The organism is Novosphingobium sp. ES2-1, assembly GCF_015169775.1.
In the GTDB taxonomy this organism is placed as follows: Bacteria; Pseudomonadota; Alphaproteobacteria; order Sphingomonadales; family Sphingomonadaceae; genus Novosphingobium; species Novosphingobium subterraneum.
In genome coordinates, this window is the sequence record NZ_CP063448.1 from 169,814 (window position 1) to 192,382 (window position 22,569).

A 22,569-nucleotide genomic window follows, 5' to 3' on the forward strand; every position below is an offset into this window, starting at 1 on the left:
GCCCGGGGGCATAGGCGTCATAGTTATCGGCCACCTGGAGCCGAGCCAATCTTGCGAATGGACAGCAGCGAGAATGCAATCAGGAACGCAGCCAGCGCCAGCAGCGCCCCGACCGCAGCATCGCGGCCACCGGCGCGGTAGATCGGCTCGATCAGGATCACCGAGACGAACGAACCGGAAAGATTGGCGCCCTTGATCAGGCCGACCACCCGCCCCCGGTTCTCCTGCCCGGCGAGGATGCTGGCGGCCGACATCAGGTTCGGGGCTATCCAGGCCGCTGACAGTCCCATGAACACGGCAGCGCCCAAGAACCCGGCGAGGCTCCCTGCGACCAGCAAACCGAAACAGCCCAGAACAAAGGCGATCATGCTGGCCACAAAGGCGTTAGAAATCGTCAACCGCGCGCGCGCCGGGCCATAGGCCGAGGCGACAATCGCAGCGAAAACCGACATCGTCACCAGGACGAAAGAATTTTCTACCGGGTTCGCGATGCCGTCGTCGCGCATGAAAAACGGGATATAGACCGGCATGGAAAACAGCACGACACCGCACAACAGCGAGAAGAAAATCATCTTCCAGTGCTCGCGGTTGAGCTTCTGCCCCGTGGCAACCGCCTGCCTGGCCTGCGGCTTCACGTTCGGGATGAACAGGATGGTCATCAGCAGCAAGGGCAGCGGAAGCAAGTGCAGCACGAAGGGCAACTTGACCGATATGGCGCCCAGTTGGCCCGACAGCAGTATAGCGACGATCCCAAAAATGCCGCTGCACATGGCGTTCATGCCGATCAGGCCGTCACGCCTGGCATCAGAGAACAGTTCGCCCATCAGCGCGACGCCCACCGTAAGACAGGCCGAGGCGGCGGCTCCGACGATCATGCGCATGGCGATCAACGCCGGCACGTAATCGACCAGCAGCCCCGCCGTGCCGAACAGGCAAAAGACCAGCAAGGCGATGATCAGCGTCAGTCGGCGACCAACCCGGTCCGATACGGCCCCGGCAATGGGCGCCCCCAGGATCATGCCCAAGCCCACACCGACCGAGATGTACTTGACCAGGATCTGCATATCCGGATTGCCTGCGTAGCTCGCCTCGATCGCGGGAAGGACTGGACTGAGGCACATGACGCCGACTGATGCAGGCACGCCTGTCAGAGCAATTGTGGCGGCTAGGAACTTGGGAGTTTTTGTATCGGAAAGAGTCATCTTGCTTATCCTGGATTTGCGCTGCTCATTGTGAATCAAGCAAGGCCCGGGGCAAATCATCAACCGCGATAGCCGCCCAGCTGCCCTTGTACGGGATAGGTGGGGCCGAATTGGCCAAAGACCTCCTGCCCCATCTGTCTAGTACGTTGTCATGCTTATCCAAATATCGCGCTGCTTGGGCGGCAGGCATGCGCAGCGCGCTTGACAGCCGCGCCCCCTCAAGACTGGAATCCTGCCCGCCCTTCACGCGTGGCTTTCTGGACTACGGACAAGCGGACAAATCCCGTCCTGGATTCTTCACCTTGGCATCAGCCAAGCCCTCTCGATGCAAGAGGTTCCGGTATTACGATCTGGGCAAAAAAATTGGCGGGAGGCAAACTATCTTGCCCCCCGCCGATCACGTCGAGATGTTTAGAATTCTATGTTGGCCTCAATCCCGAGTACGCGAGGTTCGGAATAAGGGGCTGCTTGCCGGACATAACCGGTAAGGGGCGAACCGCCGGCGATCGTGAACTGGGCCGCTCGGTTGTCAAACACGTTGTTGGCAAAAAACGAGAGGCGCGCGCGCCGGTCGTTTATAAGCTGTGTAGCCCAGGTCAGTCGCAAGTCCACCCTTTCCAAAGGCTCGCTTGCGTGCAGGTCACGCCCGCGCACCGCAGGTCCTGCGGTCGCGATTGTGTAAACGGCGTCTTCATACGAATAGTTGGCGTGGAAGCTCAACTCATTTTCGCCAAATTGCAGGAAGGTCCAGTCCCCACTTACCGACAACGCGTTGGTAGGCGCGAAAGGCAGCGTGAAGTAACGCGTCACATCATCACCAACCGAGAACGGCGACGCGGGATTGCGCAGACGGTCAAAGATCGTTCCGGCAGGTGCGAGGACCTGCTTCACCTTGGGATCAAGATAGCTGTAGGCAGCGCGGACAGAAAAGTTCGAAGAGGGCTTGATCGTCAGATCAACTTCGAAGCCGTTCACATGCGCCTTGCCGGCATTGATCGTGGAAACCACGGCGGGGTTGGCAGGGTCGGTGACAAAGTCGATTTGAAGATCATTGAAGACATTGTGGAATGCTGTGACGTTGAACGTGACCGCATTATCAAAGAACTGGGACTTCAGGCCCGCTTCATAGCTTGTGATCTTTTCGGGATTGAACGTGTTGGCAAAGACGGGGGCCGCTTCCGAGCTTCCGCCAGCCTTATAACCCTTCGATACTTTCACGTAGGTAAGTATGTTAGGCGTCCATTGCATAGCCAACGTTGCCGCAGGGCTGAAGTTTTCGAAGCTTTGGCTGTTTCGCGCGTTTACCTCAACGGGGTTGCCATTAACCAAGGAATTGCGCGTCGCGCTGCGCTTGTCCGAGGTATAACGAGCGCCGAGCGTCAGCTTCATCCTGTCATCCAGCACCGGCGGGGTGATCGTCCCCTGCAAGTAAGCAGCGTACGAAGTAGACTTGGCCTCCACCCACCGGGTCGAGATCACGTGCCGGTTAAAGGGAATCAGGAACTGATCCTGCAGCTTGTCGTGGCGCCCGGTTTCACGCGCATAGAACAGACCGCCAGTATAGGAAAACCGGTCGCCGATTTCTCCGATCAGCTGGAATTCCTGGCTGTACTGCTTGGAGCGATAATCTTCCTGGCCCGTAAGCCCGACCGGGAATGTCGGCGCCGTCAAGGCGACGCTATAGTTGACAAACTGGTGACTCGTGGAACCCCGGTACGCCGACAACGACCTGATCGTCAGGAAATCCGAAACGTCAAATTGCCCTGTAAGCTGATGATCGACGAAATTCGACTCGCTCTCGGGAAGCGGCAGAGCGGTCCAGGTCTGGTCCCTGGTCGCCACATACCCCGGCAACGATCCAACGAAGGACGGATTGACGAAATAAGCAGGCGTCGTCGTGACGCGACCGCGAGCATATGCATAATCGACGGTAACATCAGCGCTGGGCGTCCAGCGCGCCGCAACGCGGCCCGCCAGCTGGCCGAAGTCATGATAGCGGTTGTTGCCGCCCTGGTTCTTCACCCACCCCGGCTTGTCCGTGTAGGCGATGGTGCCGCGCACTGCGATATTGCCAATCGCGGGCAAGTCGATCGACGCCGTGCCGCGGACGAAATCGCGGCTACCGTAGGTCGCAGAAACACGCCCGCCGAATTCGCCTGACGGCTTCTTAGTAATGATGTTGATCGCGCCGCCAGTGGTATTGCGGCCATAGAGCGTGCCCTGAGGTCCGCGCAGCACCTCCACCCGCTCAGGGTCACCAACATCGAACAGGACGCCCTGCGGGCGGGCGATGTAGAAGCCGTCAATATAGAGCCCTACGCCACCATCCTTGGTGATCTGCCCCGAATCCGCAATGCCCTGTCCGCGCATGTTAAGGGACAACGTATCACCTGATGCGGGATAGGATTTTACATTGAGGCTAGGCGCAACCTGTGAAATCGACGAAAGCGTAACGACACCACGACCACTCAAGGTATCCGATGTCAGAGCTGAAATTGCGATCGGAACCGACTGCAATTTCTCGTCCCGGCGCTGCGCTGTAACGATGATGTCTCCGCTGACTTCTGCTGTCTCGGCGGCATCCGGTGCAGCAGCATTCGGTGCGTCCGGCGCCCTTTCAACCGATTCTGCGTGCGCGCCGGCCGTCCAGGCGAGCAACGAGCATAGGCTGACTGCGGCGCGCAAATACGCTGAGGAACTCAACTTCATTTAACCCTCCCTCTGAAATTGGCTTATTGGGTACTAACAGTACCTGTTGTTTCGAGGCCTGCCAACTTTTTTTTCTGCGGCCTGATTCCCAAGGATTCCCAGGAGGCATAATCCCGAAGCGCGCTGAGGCTCCCTAACGCCGGTGCATTCCATGCGGCTGAGAATCTAATTCGATGTTGCAGGGAGCGTGAAGGCTTGCGACGGACGCAGCGATTGGGGTTCGCCCTGACTGCACATCGCTGAATTGACGTCAGTTTGCGCGACGAAGCGGAGACCCCGATTAGGTCCGAAGGCTGTTGGCGGTTGCCCTGATCCTGAACGGCGGGAGCGCAAGCGAAGCGGCGAAGGTTGCAAGCGTCACTCTACAGATCATTCTTGACAGGATGCCACCGCGCAACGCGGGTGGCTCAGGTGGCCTGACGACGCGCAAGGCACCAGGGCCGGCCGCGATCCATAATGAGGAGCGGCACACTTGGCTTGCTACAATTATTGGGGCCAGGCCAATCCCTGCAGCCCATGGCGTGGCACGCTGGCGGCTATGCGATCTGGCGCAGTGGAAATGGAAGCGAGTTCGCGCCCCCATCACGCGCCCCACGCTGAACCAACCCGCACTGACCCCCCGAGGGGCTGGCTAACCGGAGCAGCGCTTCAACTTCTTTCGGCCCCATTCGAGGCTAGGGAACAGAACCCCGACCGAGATGGAAGCCGGTTAAGCTCACAAACCGGGTGTTGGCCCGATTCGCAGGCCGTGGTAAATCAGGAATCAATTCATATTTAATTAAACGGGGAATTTTAATTTATTCTGGGCCTTGCGCAAAAGCTGCGACCGAATTTATTAAAATTCTAATAAGTTCACTCTGCCTGTTAGTACCTGTCTTTATGAATATGGACTTGATCTGGGAGCGTACAGTGTGACGACTTACATTAAGACGAACAGCGGACTCTTCCAGACTCAGACCTTCAACCAAAAGCCCCGCAAGACGGGCCTCTGCACGGCTCAAATTAAAAAGGCGTTCCAGATGCAATGTCGCCATTTTCATTCGACGCGAGGGATCGCGCATTATGATCGTGGCAGTACGACGCATCGGAGCGGAAGCAGGCGCATAGGGTGGTCCAGGCCTTACGATGATTGTCAAAGGTATTGGATCATCATCCCGAGAGAGAGCGAGCGTCTCATAACAATTTATGTCTATATAGGGGGCCTGCCGCTGCGCCTTTTTCCGAATTATATTGAGCATTTCACTTGTATCAGAGGGTCTATTTGCACGAATAAAGCCATCACTTATCGTCAGAACTCCACTTTCATCAATGAGTGATTTGGCGACTTCATTTATAGTTATAATATATCCATTCAAGTCAACCAAAATTACGCCAGTCCCACTCACTTTCAATGCGTACTCTACGGTCAGAAGCCGACGGTTCCAATCGGCTATAAGCAGATAAAATTTCACGATCTTGGTCAGTAATGGGTGTATATTATACAATATTTCGCGCCACTCGCTTGCCAACTGTAAAGAATCATGACTTGAACGAGTGAAAAGATAAATCGAGCGGTCCGCATCAAGGAATAGCCTCACGCCCGCAGCAAGATGCCACAGGCCGATATCCTCCTCGACATCATCCAGAATAATTGGCGCATCAAATGCAAGGTCGCCTTTGGCCAGATACTCAATGAATGCTGCAAGATTGCGCTCTGATGAGCAATTGCCAAAAACGATGACCTCATCAATATACCGATATTTTGGAATAATTATGAAATTCGATTCCACCCCGCCGACAATGCCCGGCAAGCGACCAAGAAATGTCGACCAAGTCGGCTTCTCCAAAAGTCCTTGAAAGAGAAGGTCTTCCAGTTCCTCAATCTTTTGACGGGATCCTGAATCCATACATTCGTTGCTCTTGATAAGCTCTGGAGGGGCCATCGGGAACGCGCCCATCCGAATTCCGTCGGATAATGGTTAAGGGTGCCTAACCCTAGGTCATAGGCTAGGGCATATCGTCTTAGTTGTCACATGGCATTCCAGCAACACTGCTATCTTGCCCGGGTGCACAGGTCCGCACGCTGACCACAGTCTCTGAGGGAAACACGCGCAGCCGCCTAGGCTGACGGATCCGGTCAATCAATCAGAGGCGCGGAATCCTCGGAATACTGCCGCCCGAGCCCCTTGAGCGCGACGTGGATGATCTTCTGGAATTCTTCCTCGCTGATGACAGCGTCCTCGAACATAAGTCGCAGAATTACCGGCCCCATTATAAGATCGACAGCCAGCTCTATGTCAAGATCAGCGGGCAATTCGCCCCTGTCCATAGCACGCCGCAATACCAGTCTTGTCGGCGCGCGGCGACGGTCAGTGCTTGAGTCAAGTGCAGCCCGAAGTTCGGGACTGCGGGTACGTTCGCCGAGCATCATCGGCCACACCGTTCCCAGTGGCGTGTTCTGCACGAAATCCGCGAACTCGGTGACTATCCCGAGCAAATCCAGTTCAATCGTTCCCTTGTCAACCGGAGTGAGCTCCGGCAAGCGATCAACCGCCGCAACTGCCAAAAGCTCCTTCGATGGCCAGCGACGGTATATGGTCGCCTTGCTGGCAGAAGCACGCGCAACGACCTCATCAGTCGTCAGGCCGCCGTAGCCGCGCTCGACCAAAATTTCCATGGTGGCGTTCAGGATCGCATTTTCCGAACGAGCGCTTCTTGGACGACCGAGTTTCCGAACTTTTTCTGCCATGAATTTGTGCTTCCGGATATGGATAGGCGAACGACCAGTCTTGGCGCGAGTAGTGGCGATAACGGCGAGGAACGGCATATGTCAAAGTGAATGGTTTCTACGTGTGCGTCCGGTGATCTGAACTGATGCGGTGGATGCCCCCTTCACCCGGCATCGTATGATGCTGACTGAGCCTAGCGAACAAATCTTGAGGTGAGGCCTTCTTCGCCAGAATCGCCACGCAGCATATGAACCGCCCCGGGATTGCCGGAGGCCATTCGGTTTAAATTATGCGGCCATGGGCGTGTCGTCCAGCATGGCGTAATAGCGTTCCTCAGCTTCGGCCGGCGGGATATTGCCGATGGGCGCGAGCAAGCGCCGGTTGTTGAACCAGTCGACCCATTCGAGCGTGGCGTATTCCACGGCTTCAAATGATCGCCACGGTCCTCGCCGGTGGATGACCTCGGCCTTGTAAAGACCGTTGATCGTCTCGGCCAAGGCGTTGTCATAGCTGTCGCCGACGCTGCCCACCGATGGCTCGATCCCGGCCTCGGCAAGGCGCTCGGTATACTTGATCGACACGTATTGGCTGCCGCGGTCGCTGTGGTGGATCAGGCCACCACGATGGACAGGGCGCCGATCATGGATCGCCTGCTCCAAGGCATCCAGCACGAAGCTGGCATGCGCCGTCCTGCTTACCCGCCAGCCCACGATATAGCGGGCGTAAACGTCGATCACGAAGGCCACGTAGACGAACCCTGCCCAGGTCGCGACGTAAGTGAAGTCCGACACCCACAGCATGTTCGGTGCCGGGGCATGGAACTGACGGTTGACCTGATCGAGCGGGCACGGTGCCGCCTTGTCGCTGATCGTCGTCTTCAACGGCTTGCCACGGATCACGCCTTGCAGGCCCAGATCACGCATCAGCCGTTCCACCGTGCAGCGGGCAATATCGAAGCCCTCGCGCTGCATCTGCCGCCACACCTTGCGTACGCCGTAGACCTTGAAGTTGGCGTCAAACACGCGCCGAACCTCTGGCTTCATCGCCTCGTCACGCTGGGCACGTGGTGACAGGCGCGACGGATCGCGGCGCTGTGCCACGCGCTCAATGGTAGGTGGATGGGACGATCGGCAGAACCCGGCAGGTCGGCTCGACCCCATACTCACCACGATGCTCATCAATGAAGCTGGTCATCGCTTGAACGGGCGGTCGAGCTCCGCCTGGGCAAAATATGCAGAAGCCTTGCGCAGGATCTCGTTGGCCTGCCGCAGCTCGCGGTTCTCGCGTTCCAGTGCCTTCAAGCGGTCGGCCAACTCGGTGGGAACGCCGGCGCGCTTGCCGCTGTTCACCTCAGCCTTCTTCACCCACTCCAGCAGCGTGTGCCCCGAGCAGCCGATCATGGCGGCTATGGATGTGATCGCTGCCCAGCGGGATGGATGCTCACCTTCCTGATCCAGCACCAGGCGGACCGCCCGTTCACGAACCTCAGAGCCTGATCCGAAATTAAGTTGAGTGGTATCAGTGAGTTAGCTTGACGCTAGCCCAGGTCGTTTATTCAGGGGTTTTGCGAACACTTCCGGAGACCAACGATGTGGACCGATACCACTCGGGCTCAGTATGCCCGTGCGGAATTGGCTTTGCCAAGCGATTTGACCGACACCGAGTGGGCTTTGCTCGAGCCGTTCGTACCACCGCCCTCGCATGTGGGGCGCCCGCGCAAGTGGCCGATGCGGCGCATTGTCGAGGCGATCCTGTATCTGCTGCGCGGGGGCCTTCCATGGCGGATGCTGCCGCCGTGCTTCCCGCCGGTCTCCACGGTGCGGCGCTGGTTCTACCTTTGGCGCGACAACGGGTTGTGGCTCTCGCTCAACCATGCCTTGCTGCTGATCGGGCGCGAGGCGGCAGGCCGCGAGGCATCGCCCAGCGCCGGAGTGATCGACAGCCAGAGCGCCAAAACCACGGAAAGCGGCGGACCTCGTGGCTATGACGCAGGCAAGAAGGTCAAGGGCCGCAAGCGCCATATCCTGACCGATACCGAGGGCAATCTGGTTCATGCCGTGATCCATACTGCCGACATCCAGGATCGCGACGGCGCGCCGCTGGTGCTGGCCGAAATCATCAAACGCTTCCCGTGGTTGCGCCATGTTTTTGCCGATGGCGGTTATGCGGGTGAAAAGCTGAGGCAGGCTCTGCGCCGGATCGGGAAATGGACTGTCGAGATCGTCAAGCGGTCCGATGCAGCCAAGGGCTTCGTCGTCCTTCCACGCCGCTGGGTGGTCGAACGCACACTGGCTTGGCTCAATCGCAACCGCCGCCTCGCCAAGGACTTCGAGCAAACCATCGCCTCAGCCACCGCTTGGCTCTTCATCGCCTCGATCCAACTCTTCGTGCGCCGTATCGCAAGGCTATGAATTTACAACGGATAGTTTTGAATCAGACTCTCAGGGGCAAACTTGTTCGTCGTCTTGCTCATCGTAGACCCTTCCTCTCAGGAGTTAGGGCCTCCGGCAATCCCGGGGCGGTTCAATACGACGCCGAGGGCTGCGGCGAAATCGGCGAAGACGAAATACTGAGTAACCCCATCGCGAACTGGCTAAGGCGACCATCTAGCCTGCATGCGCAGCATGCACTTCACGTTCGTAAATGAAGAGATTGGGCAACTTGAGATATCATCCGTTGTCCGTAGCGCTCGCGTTTGCGGTCAGTCGCCCCCGCGCGACACCGGCAACAGCGCGCCGCTGATAGCCCGCCCCTGCTTGCTCGCGAGAAACAGGATCACGTCGGCGATGGCCTGGGGCGTCACCCAGGTTGAAAAATCGGCATCGGGCATGTCGGCGCGGTTGACCGGAGTGTCGATTGTACTGGGCAGGATCGCATTGACCGTGACCGAACTTCCGGCCAACTCCGCCGCAAGCGCCTCAGTCAACTTATGAATGCCCGCCTTGGACGCGGCATAGGGCGCGAAACCGGTATCGGCTTTAAGCGCGCCTTCCGCCCCTAGATTGATCACTCGACCGGCCTGACTGCGGCGGATCGCCGGCAGGGCGGCGCGGGTGATGGTCACCGTCGAACGCAAATTCGTGGCGAACATCCGCTCCCACGCAGCCAAGCTGCCATCGGCAACGGTTTCCCAGGTGAACCCACCGGCGATGTTGACCAGCACGTCGATCCCGCCCAGATCCGCCTCGATCCGGGCGACGGCGGCGGCCACTCCAGGCTCGTCGGTTAGGTCGAGCCCCGGCAAATCAAGTCCGACCGACAACGTGTCAGGCGCTGCAGGCGCAATGTCAAGCCGGGCGACCCTGTCGCCATTGTCCGCGAAGGCACGCGCTACCACTCGGCCAAGCGAGCCGAACCCCCCCGTCACCACAACAACCTTTCCGCTCATTCAATACCTCCCTTGCAGCCCGCCACGAAGCATTCATTCTTGCGTCATCCCCGCCCAGAACGGAATCGCCTTTGATTACATAAGCGTGACCTCTCCGAATCTTTTCACCCACATTTTCAGAGTCGCCATGATGAAAATCATGGGCTCGCAATCGATGCAGTGTCAGGACCGTTTCAACACCGCTCTCACAAAGCTCTCCACCCGATCAAATAGGTTGCCATCACTTGCGGGATATATCCGATACTTTTAGTATCGTATTCGGCAGTGACATACAAGATGAACCCTTCCCCGTTACGGGGGTGAACCGACCCTTCCAACGGCACGTCTTGGAATTCGGACAAAAGGAATATAACAATGAAAGGCTCTTGGATCGAACTTGACGGCAGGGTTGCAACTGAGGGGGTGCTGGAGGCGATCTGGAGTGACCTGACGCTGGCGGAGCTGGCAGCCAAGCATGGCCTGCACCACACGATCATCGCGCCCTAGAAGCGGCAAGCCATCGAAAGGATGGCGAGCACGTGGATACCTCGAAGAACCCAGTAATTTTGTCGTGACCGCGTTTGGACGGGGGCCGGAGGCATGAAAGGCTTGGCTGTTTGGGGGCACCTCAAGGTCTGTTCGTCAGACAACGCTAAGTCAGACAAATGGCGAACACACGGGAATTCTTTATGCATGCCTACGCTGCCACGCAGGTCTAACCTGACCGATTGGGGGTCATCCCGAATCTGGTGAGGTGCATCATGGCGCGGCGCAATCTGCTGGCGCAGGACGAGCGCGATAGGCTTTTCCTGCCACGCATCGACAACTTTTCGATCATCCGAAATTACACTTTGGCGCCCGATGATTTGGCCTTCATCGGAAGGCGGCGAGGCGCTGTCAATCGGCTCGGCATTGCTGCACACCTCGCGCTCTTGCGGCACCCGGGTTTTGGTCTGCGGATCAACTCGGACGTCCCGGAGTCCGTGCTCAACTACCTGGCTGCGCAGCTAGATGTCTCGCCGAACGTATTCGCGACTTATGGGCAACGAGCGCAGACGCGAACAGATCATAGCTCGACTGCGGCCGAATACCTTGGCCTCCAACCATTCAAGCGAGCCGACGTCGCCCATGCCATCGAACTGGCGGCCCGGGCAGCCATGCAGAGCGACCGCGGCGAGACGATTGCACGCTCCCTTATGGACAGTCTCAAGGCGGATCGCTTCGTCCTGCCTCTTCCGGACACCCTCGAACGGTCTGGGCTCGCTGGCCGGGCCCGCGCGCGCAAGCGCGCGGCGGCAGAGATGGTTGCTGCGCTGGACGGGCCAACGTTAGAGTTGCTCGACGCGCTCCTGATCAACGAGCCTGCCTTGGGCATGACTCCACTCGCATGGCTCCGCGACATGCCGGGGTCGCCGTCGACCAAGAACATGAACGCGCTGCTCAAACGTCTGCGGTATATCCGGCAGCTCGGGATCGATCCCGGGATCAGCTTGGCGACGACAGGCTTCCGCTTCGGCCAGTTCGTGCGTGAAGGCAGAGTGGCTCCGCCGTTTCTGCTTGCCGACTATTCCCCCAATCGCCGCAGGGCGACGCTGGCGGCTGCAGTCGTCAATCTTGAGGTCAGACTTGCCGATGCCGCGATTCTGATGTTCGAGCGTCTGATTGGTGGGCTGTTCACCCGTGCCAAGCGGGGCCAGGAACGACGTTATCAGGACACGGCACCGTCGGTCGGCAAACTCATGCGACTGTTCGGAGCAACTATCGCGGCATTGGATATGGCGGAGGAAACCGGCGGTGATCCGCTGATCCTGATCGATGAGATGGTGGGCTGGCATCGCTTGATGGCCGCGCGCCCGCACGTCGATGCCTTGGCTGATCTCGCCCGAGAAGACACCCTGGTCCTTGCGACCGGACGGTACGCCACGCTGCGCCGGTTTTCCGGCAGCTTTCTCGACACGTTCACGTTCAAGGCCTCGAGCAGCGGAACTAACCTGCTTTCAGCTATCGATCTCCTCAAGCAGACCAACGCCAGTCGTGGCGCGCACCTGCCGGAAAATCCACCCATGCCCTTTGCCAATCGACAGTGGCCAAAGCTGATCACGGAAGGCGGAAAGGTCAGCCGCGCGCGCTACGAGACTGCAGTGCTTGCAACTCTCCGCGACAAGTTGCGGGCCGGCGATGTCTGGGTCGAAGGAACCCGCGCCTACCAGCGATTTGATGCCTATCTGCTTCCCCGCAAAGCCGCACAATCGGCGATAGCTGACTTACCGATCAACGTGAATGCTGGGGAATATCTAGCTGAGAAAAGTGCTGAACTTGATCGGCGCCTGCGCCACTTCGCGCACCAACTGCGGACCGGCCGCTTATCTGGTGTGGCGCTCGTTCGCGACAGACTGAAGGTTGTGCCGCTGCAGGCGGCAACTCCGCTGGACGCTGAAGTTCTGGATCGCAGGCTCGACTCGCTACTTCCGCGTGTCCGGATCACCGAACTCCTGTTCGAGGTTGCCGAGCGCACCGGCTTCCTCGCGGCATTTCGGGATGTCCGCTCGGGCAAGGAACACGACAAACCTCAAGCCATCCTCGCTGCCATTCTGGCAGATGGCACAAACCTCGGCGTCGAACGTATGGCAAACGCTAGCCAGGGCGTGACCTACGCGCAGCTTGCCTGGACCCAGAACTGGTACATCTCGCCCGAAAATTACGAGGCCGCGTTGGCCCAGATCGTGCGCGAACATCACCAGCTGCCGTTCGCGCGCAACTGGGGAGAAGGTATCAGCGCATCATCTGATGGTCAGTTCTTCCGCACCGGCCGAATTCGTTCCGGCGCAGCCGAAATCAATGCCAAGTACGGGCACGAGCCCGGCATCAAGATCTACTCCCACCTGTCTGACCATTTCGCTTCGTTCAGTTCGCGCATCATGTCTGCCACCGCAAGTGAGGCACCATACGTGCTCGACGGCCTGATGCTTGGCGCCCGTGAATTGCCGCTGCAGGAGCTGTACACTGATACCGGCGGCGCATCCGATCACGTCTTTGGTTTGTGTCACCTGCTGGGTTTCCGTTTCGTCCCGCGGATGCGCGACCTAGCCGATCGACGGCTTGGCGCCATTGCTGCAAACTCATCTTATAAAGGCATCGAATGTCTGTTCGGCCAAGCGATCAAAGTCGGCGCGATCGAGGCAGAGTGGGACGACCTGGTCCGCATGGCGGCGTCGATCCGTGAGGGGACGGTTGCGCCGTCAGTCATTCTGCGCAAGCTTTCCGCCTATCGTCGGCAGAACAAGCTCGACCTCGCTCTTCGCGAACTCGGTCGAATCGAGCGGACGCTGTTCACACTCGACTGGCTGGAACAGCCAGAATTGCGCCGCGCCTGCCAAGCCGGTTTGAACAAGGGAGAGGCCCGGCACGCTCTGGCTGATGCAATTTACACCAATCGCCAGGGACGCTTTACTGACCGTACCTTCGAGAACCAGCAATACCGAGCATCTGGCCTAAACCTGCTCATCGCAGCAATTGCATACTGGAACACTCTCTATCTCGGCCGCGCCGCCGATTACATTCGCCATTCCGGGGCGGAGATCGACGAGGCACTGCTGGCCCATGTATCGCCTCTGGGTTGGTCACATATCGGCCTAACCGGCGACTACCTATGGGAGGATGCGTCGTTCAGAGACGGTGGCGGGTACCGACCACTTCACGACCCAAGTGGCAGGTTGCGGCTCGTCGCGTAGGTTGTTCCCACTATGTCCGCCTTAGCGTTGTCTGGCGAACAAATCTTGAGGTGAGGCCTATTACACCGCCACTATCCACCTGGAAGAAGGACATCCGCCGCGCGGTTCGACGGCAGGCTGCGATTTCTGACGATTGCGCGAATAGCAGTGGATTTTGCCGGTCAAGGCATGACCACACGATCAGCCGAGCATCGCATGGCAGCGCGCCCGCCAGGACGCCGATAGCTGAGGCAGCCCGGCAAGTTCAGCGATATCATCGCGCCGCGTCGGCGCCTTGCCGATCAGGATGCGGAAGGTCCGCGCGACGGTCCAGTCAGGATGACAGCGTTCCACCAACCTGATGATGTCGCCCGCAGCGACCATTCCCGGCTCGATCACCCGGTAGTACCAACCGCAGCGTCCGGTTTTGACCACGCGATCGACCATCGCCGGATCGCCGAAACGGTGGCCCAGTTTCCAGCAGGGCTGGCGACCCTGACTGATTTCGACCAGAGCCGTGCCCATACGGAAGCGGTCGCCGATACAGACAGTTTCCTCGCGCCACCCCAGCGTCGATATGTTTTCCCCGAATGCGCCCGGCTCGCTGAAGGCCGCCGTCAGTCCCGGCCGTTCGGCGATCCATGCCGGGTAATGATCGATGGCATAGTGATGGACCGCCTTGTCCACGCCGCCATGGTGGACAAGGTCGGCCTGCTCGTCCCCCTCGAGGCCAAGCAAGGTGACTTCCACCCGGTCGGTGCGGATCGCTTTGGCATAACCGCTCGGCTCGCCCATGGGGCCAAATGGCGCGACTCGCCCCGACAGCACCCCCCTGATCCTTGTTTCCATGCTGCCTTGTCCTTTCCCGGCACCGCTTAGACGAAGCGGAACGTAAGCACGAGCACGTCCCGGTGTGCCTCGCGCCCGGGGAGCAGGCTGGAAATCGGCGTCACCCCATGCCGCACCCGCCGATCATCGATGAACACCGCATCCAGCGGATTGGTGAGCGTGAATTCGGTCATATCCTTTTCGCCATCAATCGCGATACGGGTCGATCCGGCTTCCACATTGTAGCGCTCGATCAGGAATACACCGACCCGATCGACACCGTCCCGGTGCATGCCTTCGGGCGTGGGGTACCCGGGAGTCTCTCCCGCCTCGATCCGGAACTGATGAACCTCGATCTCGCAAGGTACGTCCGCCAGCGCAAAAACGTCGCGGCACAACGCAAGCAAGGTACGAAAGGTTTCGCTGCCGAGCACCTCGGGCTGCACTTGCGCGAACCAGCGCTCGATCCCGCCGTTGAGCGAGTTGTAGTCGCGGCTCTGGTAATGCGGACGTGGCGGCAAGGTGCGAACTTCACCATCGGTCAGCGCCAGAACGGCATGACGCCTGCGCCGGTAACGCCCGCCATCTGCCATGTAGCGATCATCACCCAGCGCGGACCAGCTTCTGCCGAAAGCATCCCATTCGGGCCCGTGCACGATCCCGGTCAGCGCACGCACCTGCCTCCCTGAAAGCGCGGCCCAGCCCTGGCTGGCGATCATGGCGCCAATGCGTCCGGGTTCCTCATTCGCCATGTCCTGTCAGCTGCAATCGCCTCCTGCCCGGCAGGTCTCGCCATACGGCTGCTGCCCATCGCTGCTGGCCACAACCTCTGCGCCTTCGGCCAGCAGCATCGCGATCCGCGCGCCAAGCGCAAGATCCGGCTCGTGCCCGAAACTGCTGTGCCGCAGGCGTCCCTGCCGGTCGATCAGGACCAGCGACGGCGTGCCGCGCAAGTTGTAGCGCTGCATGGTGATCGGCATCCCAGCCGGATCGTCATGGGCATCGAAGCCGACAGGAAACCCGATCCGGTATTCGTGGAGGAACGCTTCGAGCGCTACCGGCATCATCGCCGCGTGATGCTCGAACACCGTGTGCAGGGCGACGACCGCGACATCCTCTCGGGCGAAAGTCTGTTCCACCCGCTGCAATTGCGGCAGGCCATTCGCGACGCAGCCCGGGCACAGCATCTGGAACGTGCCCAGCACGACAATCCGGCCGCGCAAGTCCGCAAGCGTCAGCGGCGGGCTGTTGAACCACTGGCTGGTCACCCATTCGGGGGCGAGTTGATCGAGCATCAGTCGTGTCTCTTCAAAGGGGCGGGCTCCGTCAGCACGAAAGCCCGCCCGGTCTGGTCAGGTGCGATCAGCCCACGCCCTTCACTGCCGCCATCGACGCACCGAAGTTGATGTGGAAGGGCTGGCCGTCGATCACATAGGCTGGGACCGACTGAACCCCGGCAGCTTCCGCCTCGGCAATCCGGTCCGGGGCCGTGTTGAAATCCACGATCTCGACATCATAACGCGCCGGATCGAGCGCCTGGCCCAGCGCCTGTTCAACCGATACGCACACGCTGCATCCGGCGTGATAGAAGGTTGCCTTGGGCTTCATGATAGGACTCCTAATATTCTAGGGCGCAAAAGACGCTGCGCCCGACGCGTGCCCTCACCCCGAGGGAATGGTCAGCATCAGCCCGTCGCTTCGTGCTCCGGGCAGTTCACCCTGAGGTCGGCGGGCTGGAGCGGCTGATTGACCAAACTGCAAAAATGTCCGCCTGCCCCGTCAGCTTCGGACACAAAATAGCGGCAAGTCACGCACAGACGCTGAGGTGCGATCCGACCGGCCTGCTGCAAGCGGACGATAGTGCTGATGACGATGCCGTGCAGCGTGCCCGCATCCGCGTCGGACAACATATCGACGACGGCATCGAAGCCATCGGGCATCTGTCCCAGCATCGCGCGGCCTGCATCGGTCAACACCACGCGCACGGCGCGGGCATTGTCGGGATCAGGCAGGCGCCGGACCAGTTCCTTGGCGACCAGCACCGCGACCACGTCACTGGCGGTGGAAGGCCGCACACTGAGGTGGGCGGCCAGTTCGCCAAGCCGAAGCCCTGCCGGACGATCCGCCAGCAAGCGCAAGGTATCGCCCTGGGTGGGCGTCAGTCCGGCTGCTTCACCCGTAACCCAATCCCGCTGGCGAGCGAGAGCGGCAAGGCGACCAAGGCCGTAGGAGAGCTGTTCGCGACTCATAGTAGGAGTCCTAATATTTTAAGCGAAGACGTCAACGTCGGAGTTTCACCACCCTGGAAATCCCTCACGGGCATGACCAGCGATCAAACGCCCTTCCTCACTGTGCATCCCCGCCGGGCAAGATAGTCGCGCAGCACCCGCACATGGTTGTGGCGCTCGTCCCGTGCGGCATAGACCAGCGTGACATCCTGATCCTGCAATGTACCGCAGAGCCGCACCACCGGGGCGGGGTTCCCGTCCAGTTCCTCGAGATACAGATTGCCGAATTCGGCAAACCGCGCCGGATCGTGGCCGAACCACTTGCGCAACGCTGGCGAAGGGGCGATCTCCTTGATCCAGTCGTCGATTGCGGCCTCGCTGCGGCTGAGACCGCGCGGCCAGAGCCGGTCGACCAGGATGCGCTTCCCGTCGCTTTCCGCCGGCGGCGCGTAGACCCGCTTGATTGCCAGGTTTCCCATCACTCGCGGCCACCGGTCGAGCCGCCATGCCTGCGACCGATCCAAGCCGGCGGATCACTGGCCGGAAACGATTCGAGCGAAGCCTCGTCGATCGCATCGGACATGGCCTCGCTGGCCAGCAGACGGCGCACTTCGATGACGACGGCCGCCAGCAGATCAGGGCCATCGATACCGTCCGCGCGGTGATGCTGGATGGCACTTGTTACCAGGTCGTTGAGCGATTCGACGCTAGCGTCGTAATGCAGCCGAATTTCCGGCAGGATCAGCGCCGCAAGTTCGCTGCTGCGACAGGCCATGTGAAGCTCTCCTTTCAGGCAAGATTGAACAGGGTCACCATCATCCCCAGTGCAAATCCGAAAACCATGACCATGACCCCGGCGATGCGAAGGCCATAGGCTGTCGGATCCGCCTCACAGGTCTTGCCCGGCGCCGGCGACCACCCGAGCATTCTCCTCACGAACGATTGCCGGAAAGCCATGCTAAAGCCCAGGGCCACCAGCACCAGCCCGAAGAGGTCTACGATCACCACATGAGCCGACATGCCAACGCCTCCCTGTCCGTTACCGCTGCCCAACTCCTCAAACCGCGCATGCGTCGAGCCCCCGTTCCAGCCCGGCGATCAGATCCTGCTCCGCCTCGATGCCGACCGAGAGGCGCAGAAGGCTGTCGCTGATCCCGGCAAGCGCCCGGGCCTCGACGCCCATGTCGGCGTGAGTCATCGTCGCCGGGTGGACCACCAGGCTTTCCACCCCGCCCAGCGATTCCGCGAGGGTAAAACAGTCCACGGCGGCGATGAACCGCTTCACCGCCTCAGTCCCTCCCGCCAGTTCGAAGCTCAGCATTGCGCCGAAGCCGCGCTGCTGGCGGCTGGCGATGGCATGGCCGGGATGAGAGGACAAACCAGGGTAGTGCACGATCGACACCGCCGAGTGATGCTCCAGATACTGCGCGACGGCCATCGCGTTAATCTGCTGGCGTTCCATGCGGGGAAACAACGTGCGCAGGCCGCGCAAGGTCAGCCAGGCATCGAACGGCGCGCCGGTGCTGCCGACAACGTTGCCCCAGTGGCGCAGCGCCTCCACTTCAACCGGGTCGGCGGCGACAACCGCGCCGCCGATCACGTCGGAATGCCCGTTGAGGTACTTGGTTGTGGAATGGACGACGTAGTCGGCACCCTGCGTCAGCGGCTGCTGGATTACTGGGGAGAGGAAGGTGTTATCGACGGCCACCTTGGCACCCACCTCGTGCGCAGCGGACGCCAACGCCGCGATATCAACCACCCGCATCAGCGGGTTGCTGGGCGTCTCGACCAACACCAGCCCGGGCCGGTCGCGCAGCGCCTCTGCAACGGCATCGGTATCTCCCTGGTCGACCAACCGTAGCGCGATCTGTCCCCGTTCGGCGCGGGCCTTGAGCAGACGGATGGTCCCGCCATAGCAATCGTGCGGAGCCAGCACTCCGTTGCCCGCCGAAAGCCGGCTGACGAGAAGGTCGATCGCTGCCATTCCGCTGGACGTAATGACCGCCCCTGCCCCGCCCTCCAGCCGGGCGATCGCATCGGCCAGAAGGTCGCGCGTGGGGTTGCCAGCGCGACCATAGTCGTAGGCGCGCGGCTGATCGTATCCGGCAAATTCGTAGGTCGTGGAAAAATACAGCGGCGGAGATACCGCTCCGAACGCGGCATCGCTGGCCACGCCATGCGCGGCGGCGATGGTTTCAGGGCGCGGTCGACTGTTGTTGTCAGTCATTGAACAGGTGTCCTTCTGTGACCTCGCGCACAATACCGGCGCGGATTGTGAAATCGCCTAGCCGTTCACCCGGTTCGCGTTCGCGGGCATAGCGCCCCAGCACTTCGTCCAGCACCTCGAGGATCACCGCCTCGCCCACGTTCTCGCGGATCATCCGATTGAGCCGGTCCCCGTGAAATCCACCGCCGAGATAGAGATTGTACTTGCCGGGAGCCCGCCCGGTCAGCCCGATTTCGGCGATGTAGGGGCGCGAACAGCCGTTAGGGCAACCGCTCATGCGGATGGTGATCGGTTCTTCCGACAGTCCGTGTGCCGCAAGGATCGCCTCGATCCGGCCGAGTAGCGAAGGAAGGTAACGCTCGCTCTCCGCCATGGCCAGCCCGCAAGTCGGCAGGGCGACACAGGCAATGGCATTGCGCCGAAGCGTGGACGCCTCGCTCCCGTCGGGCCAGTGCTCGGCCAGCAGCGCTTCGATTGCCGCGCGATCCTCCGCCCACACCCCGGCGATGATGACGTTCTGGTTGGGAGTCATGCGGAAGGTGCCTCGATGAATGCGGGCGACATCACGAAAGGCATCGAGCAGCCGCGTATCGAGCCGGCCGTTCTCGACGAATATCGTGCGGTGGAACCGGCCGTCGGGGGTTTCCTGCCAGCCAAACGTATCGCCGTTCGAGGCGAACGAGAACCGTCGCGCTTCTTCGAAGGATGCGCCCATCACGCGCTCGATCTCGGCCTTGACCCAGTCCAGCCCCTTGTCGTCGATCGTGTACTTGAACCGGGCGCGCTGCCGGTCCTTGCGGTCGCCATAGTCACGCTGCACGGTCATCACTGCGTCGGCGCAGGCGATCACGCGGTCTTCAGGCACAAAGCCGATCAGGCTCGCCAGACGCGGATATGTTTCGGGTGCCTGGTCGGTCCGTCCCATGCCCCCGCCGATTACTACGTTGAAGCCTTCGAGCCCCCCTTCGCCGCCGATCGCGATGAACCCCAGATCCTGCGCATAGACGTCGATGTCGTTCGACGGCGGCAGAGCGAAGCCGATCTTGAACTTTCGCGGCATGTAGGTCCGGCCATAGAACAGCTCTTCCGGCGCGGACGAGGCAACGCGTTCATCACCGTACCAGATTTCGTGATATGCCCGCGTCTTCGGGATCACATGATCGCTAACCCGCTTGGCCAGGGCGGCTACTTCAGCATGAAAGCGCGATGCCTGCGGATCGACCGTGGACATCACGCCGCGGCTGTCGTCGCCGCAAGCGGCGATCGTGTCGAGCAGGGTTTCGTGCAAGCCCTGGATAATCGGGCGCAAGCTGTCCTTCAGCACCCAGTGGAACTGGAATGTCTGGCGGGTAGTGATGCGCAGCGTCTCTCCGCCATGCGCGCGGGCCAGCTCGTCCAGCTTCAGCCACTGCGCCGGGGTGCAGACCCCGCCCGGCAGGCGCACCCGGATCATGAACTGGTAGGCCGGTTCCAGCTTCTGGCGGCGGCGCTCGTCGCGCAAGTCCCGGTCGTCCTGCTGGTAGATGCCGTGAAACTTCATCAGCTTCACGTCATCCGCCGATGGGACGGCCCCGGTGATGCGGTCGAGCAGGCCTTCGGCGATGGTCCCGCGCAAGTAGTCGCTGGCATCCTTCATCCGCTCGTCGGCGCTTAGCCGGTCGAGCGCTTGCGAAATGTCGTGGCTGCGGTCGATGGTCTCGGTCATGCTCGGCCCCTCAATAGACATCGCGCTGGTAGCGGTGTTCGGCCTGAAGCGAACGGATATAATCTTCGGCCGCCTCGCGCCCGATGTGCGCCTCACACGCCACGACGTCGATCAGCGCCGCGTGAACATCTGGCGCAAGATGGGCAGCATCGCCGCAGACATAGACGTGCGCACCGTCCTCCAGCCAGGCAAACAGGTCGCGCGCCTGTTCCTTCATGCGATGCTGGACGTAGACCTTGTCACTCCGGTCGCGCGAAAACGCGACGTCCATCCGGCCCAGCGTTCCGTCCTTCAGCCACGCCTGCCATTCGCTTTGGTAAAGGAAGTCGGTGCGAAAATTGCGCTCGCCAAAGAACAGCCAGTTCTTGCCGCCGGCGCCGTGCGCCTCGCGCTCCTGCATGAAAGCGCGGTAAGGCGCGACGCCAGTTCCCGCGCCGATCATCACGATGGGCACATCGCCGTCCGGAAGACGGAAATGGGGGTTGGCCTGAACATAGACCGGCAGCACCGCGTCAGGTGCGGCGCGGTCCGCCAGCAGGCCGGATGCCACCCCGCTGCGCGCCTCCCCATGCAGCGCATAGCGCACCGGCGCGACCGTAAGGTGCGCCTCGTCCGGCGCGGCGGCCAGGCTCGATGCGATTGAATAGAGCCGGGGCTGCAACGGGCGCAGCGCCGAAACGAAGCTTTGCGGCATCACCCCTGCCACCGGAAAGCGGCGGACGATATCGACGATGTGGTGCGTGCGCAGGAAGACTGAGCGCTCGCCCGAACGGTCCTCTTCGCGCAACTGCTTCAAGGCGCTACTGTCGCTCAACATGGCCCAGTAGTCGAGGAACCGGGGCGTTGTGAGCGTGATCTCGAAGCGGTGAGTCAGCGCCTCGCCAAGGGTGGCCTGCCGCCCTTTGATTTCAAACGCGGCGTCGGGCGAAAGCGCGAGTGCATCGAGCAGGTCCGCCACCACCCCTGGATCGTTCGAGGCCGCGATTCCCAGCGCATCGCCCGGCTGATAGGTCAGGCCCGATCCCGCCAGCGAGAATTCGACATGGCGGGTTTCCTTGCTCGACCCCCGGCCAACGATGGCGATGTTCTCGATGATCGCGGCCGGAAACGGATTGCGCTTGTCGTGGACTGTCGCCGGCACGGTTTCGCCTGTCGCTGCAGCTACCGATACGGGCGTGGCGGCCGCTTCACTGGCGAGGTGTTCAACGACAGCTGTCGTCCACGCCGCAGCTGCATCGTCATAGTCGATATCGCAATCGACCCTCTCAAGCAGACGTTTGGCGCCGAGTTCCTCGAGCCGGCGATCGAGCCGCTTGCCGGCTTCGCAGAAGTATTCGTAGGTGGAATCGCCGAGAGCCAGGACGGCAAAGCGCAGGTTTTCCAGCCGGGGCGCCTTGCGCCCTTCAACGAATTCGAAAAAGCCGGTTGCCGGTTGCGGCGGATCACCTTCGCCATAGGTGCTGACCACGATCAGCAGGTCTTCTTCTTGCGCCAATTGCCGCATCTTGTAATCGGCCATGTCCGCCACCGTTGCGGCCATCCCTCTGTCCCGGGCCGTCGTCTCCAGTGCGCAGGCGAGTTCGGCCGCGTTGCCGGTTTCGCTGCCATAGAGAATGGTCAGGCGCCGCGCCCCTGTCGCAGGCGTTGCGGCAGGCTGGCCAGCAGGAAAGCCTTGAGCCAGCCCGGCAAAATATCCGCTGAGCCACAGGGCCTGCGCGGGCACGAGGCCCTTGCCCAGATCTTGCACCAATTGCCATTGTGACGGTGCCAAGGCTGACCCCGGCACAACATTCGCCGCCATCTGTTACGTTCCTCGAAAAGGCCTCCAGATGCATCGCCGGAATTGGGGCGCTGTCAGGTCGTTGCCGTGTCGGAGAACATGTCC

Annotated in this window: 18 protein-coding genes, 2 pseudogenes and 1 other annotated feature; of the genes and pseudogenes, 3 read left to right on the forward strand and 17 right to left on the reverse strand. The window is 60.8% G+C overall.

Translation table 11 applies throughout. The features are described from left to right. Positions 1–23 precede the first annotated feature (23 nt). The 5 genes and pseudogenes from IM701_RS20495 to IM701_RS20515 all read right to left on the reverse strand — a co-directional run bounded on the left by IM701_RS20495 (position 24) and on the right by IM701_RS20515 (position 8,082). Complete coding sequence (locus IM701_RS20495; RefSeq protein ID WP_193829090.1) at positions 24–1,202, reverse strand: MFS transporter; 1,179 nt, start codon at positions 1,200–1,202, stop codon at positions 24–26. A 411-nt stretch (positions 1,203–1,613) separates the two neighbouring features. Next, positions 1,614–3,911 carry a TonB-dependent receptor gene (locus IM701_RS20500; RefSeq protein WP_193829091.1) on the reverse strand — a complete coding sequence of 766 codons (2,298 nt, stop codon included), beginning with the start codon at positions 3,909–3,911 and terminating at the stop codon, positions 1,614–1,616. 797 nt (positions 3,912–4,708) lie between these two features. Continuing rightward, a complete protein-coding gene (locus IM701_RS20505; protein ID WP_193829092.1) occupies positions 4,709–5,848 on the reverse strand; it encodes a helix-turn-helix transcriptional regulator in 1,140 nt (379 codons plus the stop codon). Positions 5,849–6,027: 179 nt separating this feature from the next. Beyond that, positions 6,028–6,639 (reverse strand): TetR/AcrR family transcriptional regulator, encoded by a 612-nt coding sequence (locus IM701_RS20510; protein ID WP_193829093.1) that lies wholly within the window; start codon positions 6,637–6,639, stop codon positions 6,028–6,030. A gap of 267 nt (positions 6,640–6,906) precedes the next feature. After that, positions 6,907–8,082: pseudogene (locus tag IM701_RS20515) on the reverse strand (IS3 family transposase). After that, positions 7,739–7,855, reverse strand: a sequence feature (AL1L pseudoknot). Its footprint overlaps the pseudogene before it by 117 nt. A 126-nt stretch (positions 8,083–8,208) precedes the next feature. Between IM701_RS20515 and IM701_RS20520 the strand changes: the two are divergent. Further along, positions 8,209–9,030, forward strand: a complete 822-nt coding sequence (locus IM701_RS20520; protein ID WP_193829094.1) for an IS5 family transposase — start codon at positions 8,209–8,211, stop codon at positions 9,028–9,030. Positions 9,031–9,320: 290 nt separating this feature from the next. Here IM701_RS20520 and IM701_RS20525 read toward each other — a convergent pair whose 3' ends face one another. Further along, positions 9,321–10,007, reverse strand: a complete 687-nt coding sequence (locus tag IM701_RS20525; RefSeq protein WP_193829095.1) for an SDR family NAD(P)-dependent oxidoreductase — start codon at positions 10,005–10,007, stop codon at positions 9,321–9,323. A 354-nt stretch (positions 10,008–10,361) separates the two neighbouring features. On the opposite strand from IM701_RS20525, the pseudogene IM701_RS22030 reads away from it, so the two are divergent. Both IM701_RS22030 and IM701_RS20530 read left to right on the forward strand, forming a co-directional pair. Beyond that, positions 10,362–10,490 (forward strand): annotated as a pseudogene (locus IM701_RS22030) (IS3 family transposase); the annotation flags it as partial. A gap of 257 nt (positions 10,491–10,747) precedes the next feature. Then, positions 10,748–13,717 carry a Tn3 family transposase gene (locus tag IM701_RS20530; RefSeq protein WP_193829096.1) on the forward strand — a complete coding sequence of 990 codons (2,970 nt, stop codon included), beginning with the start codon at positions 10,748–10,750 and terminating at the stop codon, positions 13,715–13,717. Positions 13,718–13,897: 180 nt separating this feature from the next. On the opposite strand, the gene IM701_RS20535 is transcribed toward IM701_RS20530, so the two are convergent. The 11 genes from IM701_RS20535 to IM701_RS20585 all read right to left on the reverse strand — a co-directional run bounded on the left by IM701_RS20535 (position 13,898) and on the right by IM701_RS20585 (position 22,485). Further along, entirely contained in the window at positions 13,898–14,545 is a 648-nt protein-coding gene (locus tag IM701_RS20535) for an MOSC domain-containing protein (protein WP_066214033.1), read from the reverse strand. 26 nt (positions 14,546–14,571) lie between these two features. Then, positions 14,572–15,276, reverse strand: coding sequence for a 2OG-Fe dioxygenase family protein (locus IM701_RS20540; RefSeq protein WP_066214036.1), 705 nt, complete (start codon positions 15,274–15,276; stop codon positions 14,572–14,574). A gap of 6 nt (positions 15,277–15,282) precedes the next feature. Continuing rightward, positions 15,283–15,819, reverse strand: a complete 537-nt coding sequence (locus IM701_RS20545; RefSeq protein WP_066214042.1) for a TlpA disulfide reductase family protein — start codon at positions 15,817–15,819, stop codon at positions 15,283–15,285. Between the two features lie 67 nt (positions 15,820–15,886). Beyond that, positions 15,887–16,132, reverse strand: a complete 246-nt coding sequence (locus IM701_RS20550; RefSeq protein WP_066214044.1) for a thioredoxin family protein — start codon at positions 16,130–16,132, stop codon at positions 15,887–15,889. 77 nt (positions 16,133–16,209) lie between these two features. Beyond that, positions 16,210–16,773 carry a MarR family winged helix-turn-helix transcriptional regulator gene (locus tag IM701_RS20555; protein ID WP_082739446.1) on the reverse strand — a complete coding sequence of 188 codons (564 nt, stop codon included), beginning with the start codon at positions 16,771–16,773 and terminating at the stop codon, positions 16,210–16,212. Between the two features lie 83 nt (positions 16,774–16,856). After that, entirely contained in the window at positions 16,857–17,231 is a 375-nt protein-coding gene (locus IM701_RS20560) for a DUF488 domain-containing protein (protein ID WP_066214049.1), read from the reverse strand. Further along, positions 17,231–17,527, reverse strand: a complete 297-nt coding sequence (locus IM701_RS20565; RefSeq protein ID WP_066214052.1) for a hypothetical protein — start codon at positions 17,525–17,527, stop codon at positions 17,231–17,233. Before IM701_RS20565 ends, IM701_RS20560 begins: the two co-directional genes overlap by 1 nt. 14 nt (positions 17,528–17,541) lie before the next feature. After that, a complete protein-coding gene (locus IM701_RS20570) occupies positions 17,542–17,772 on the reverse strand; it encodes a hypothetical protein (protein WP_066214055.1) in 231 nt (76 codons plus the stop codon). 37 nt (positions 17,773–17,809) lie between these two features. Further along, positions 17,810–18,979 carry a cystathionine gamma-synthase gene (gene metB / locus IM701_RS20575; protein ID WP_066214058.1) on the reverse strand — a complete coding sequence of 390 codons (1,170 nt, stop codon included), beginning with the start codon at positions 18,977–18,979 and terminating at the stop codon, positions 17,810–17,812. Next, positions 18,972–20,684: an NADPH-dependent assimilatory sulfite reductase hemoprotein subunit gene (locus IM701_RS20580; protein ID WP_066214061.1), complete on the reverse strand. Its 1,713-nt coding sequence runs from the start codon at positions 20,682–20,684 to the stop codon at positions 18,972–18,974. Before IM701_RS20580 ends, metB begins: the two co-directional genes overlap by 8 nt. A gap of 10 nt (positions 20,685–20,694) precedes the next feature. Then, on the reverse strand, positions 20,695–22,485 hold the full coding sequence (locus IM701_RS20585; RefSeq protein ID WP_193829097.1) for an assimilatory sulfite reductase (NADPH) flavoprotein subunit: 1,791 nt from the start codon (positions 22,483–22,485) through the stop codon (positions 20,695–20,697). Between the last annotated feature and the right edge of the window lie 84 nt (positions 22,486–22,569).

Bases quoted from the DNA above. Each gene is read 5' to 3' on its own strand.
- IM701_RS20495 (WP_193829090.1), bottom strand. From the start codon at position 1,202: ATGACTCTTTCCGATACAAAAACTCCCAAGTTCCTAGCCGCCACAATT.
- IM701_RS20500 (WP_193829091.1), bottom strand. From the start codon at position 3,911: ATGAAGTTGAGTTCCTCAGCGTATTTGCGCGCCGCAGTCAGCCTATGC.
- IM701_RS20505 (WP_193829092.1), bottom strand. From the start codon at position 5,848: ATGGGCGCGTTCCCGATGGCCCCTCCAGAGCTTATCAAGAGCAACGAA.
- IM701_RS20510 (WP_193829093.1), bottom strand. From the start codon at position 6,639: ATGGCAGAAAAAGTTCGGAAACTCGGTCGTCCAAGAAGCGCTCGTTCG.
- IM701_RS20520 (WP_193829094.1), top strand. From the start codon at position 8,209: ATGTGGACCGATACCACTCGGGCTCAGTATGCCCGTGCGGAATTGGCT.
- IM701_RS20525 (WP_193829095.1), bottom strand. From the start codon at position 10,007: ATGAGCGGAAAGGTTGTTGTGGTGACGGGGGGGTTCGGCTCGCTTGGC.
- IM701_RS20530 (WP_193829096.1), top strand. From the start codon at position 10,748: ATGGCGCGGCGCAATCTGCTGGCGCAGGACGAGCGCGATAGGCTTTTC.
- IM701_RS20535 (WP_066214033.1), bottom strand. From the start codon at position 14,545: ATGGAAACAAGGATCAGGGGGGTGCTGTCGGGGCGAGTCGCGCCATTT.
- IM701_RS20540 (WP_066214036.1), bottom strand. From the start codon at position 15,276: ATGGCGAATGAGGAACCCGGACGCATTGGCGCCATGATCGCCAGCCAG.
- IM701_RS20545 (WP_066214042.1), bottom strand. From the start codon at position 15,819: ATGCTCGATCAACTCGCCCCCGAATGGGTGACCAGCCAGTGGTTCAAC.
- IM701_RS20550 (WP_066214044.1), bottom strand. From the start codon at position 16,132: ATGAAGCCCAAGGCAACCTTCTATCACGCCGGATGCAGCGTGTGCGTA.
- IM701_RS20555 (WP_082739446.1), bottom strand. From the start codon at position 16,773: ATGAGTCGCGAACAGCTCTCCTACGGCCTTGGTCGCCTTGCCGCTCTC.
- IM701_RS20560 (WP_066214049.1), bottom strand. From the start codon at position 17,231: ATGGGAAACCTGGCAATCAAGCGGGTCTACGCGCCGCCGGCGGAAAGC.
- IM701_RS20565 (WP_066214052.1), bottom strand. From the start codon at position 17,527: ATGGCCTGTCGCAGCAGCGAACTTGCGGCGCTGATCCTGCCGGAAATT.
- IM701_RS20570 (WP_066214055.1), bottom strand. From the start codon at position 17,772: ATGTCGGCTCATGTGGTGATCGTAGACCTCTTCGGGCTGGTGCTGGTG.
- metB (WP_066214058.1), bottom strand. From the start codon at position 18,979: ATGACTGACAACAACAGTCGACCGCGCCCTGAAACCATCGCCGCCGCG.
- IM701_RS20580 (WP_066214061.1), bottom strand. From the start codon at position 20,684: ATGACCGAGACCATCGACCGCAGCCACGACATTTCGCAAGCGCTCGAC.
- IM701_RS20585 (WP_193829097.1), bottom strand. From the start codon at position 22,485: ATGGCGGCGAATGTTGTGCCGGGGTCAGCCTTGGCACCGTCACAATGG.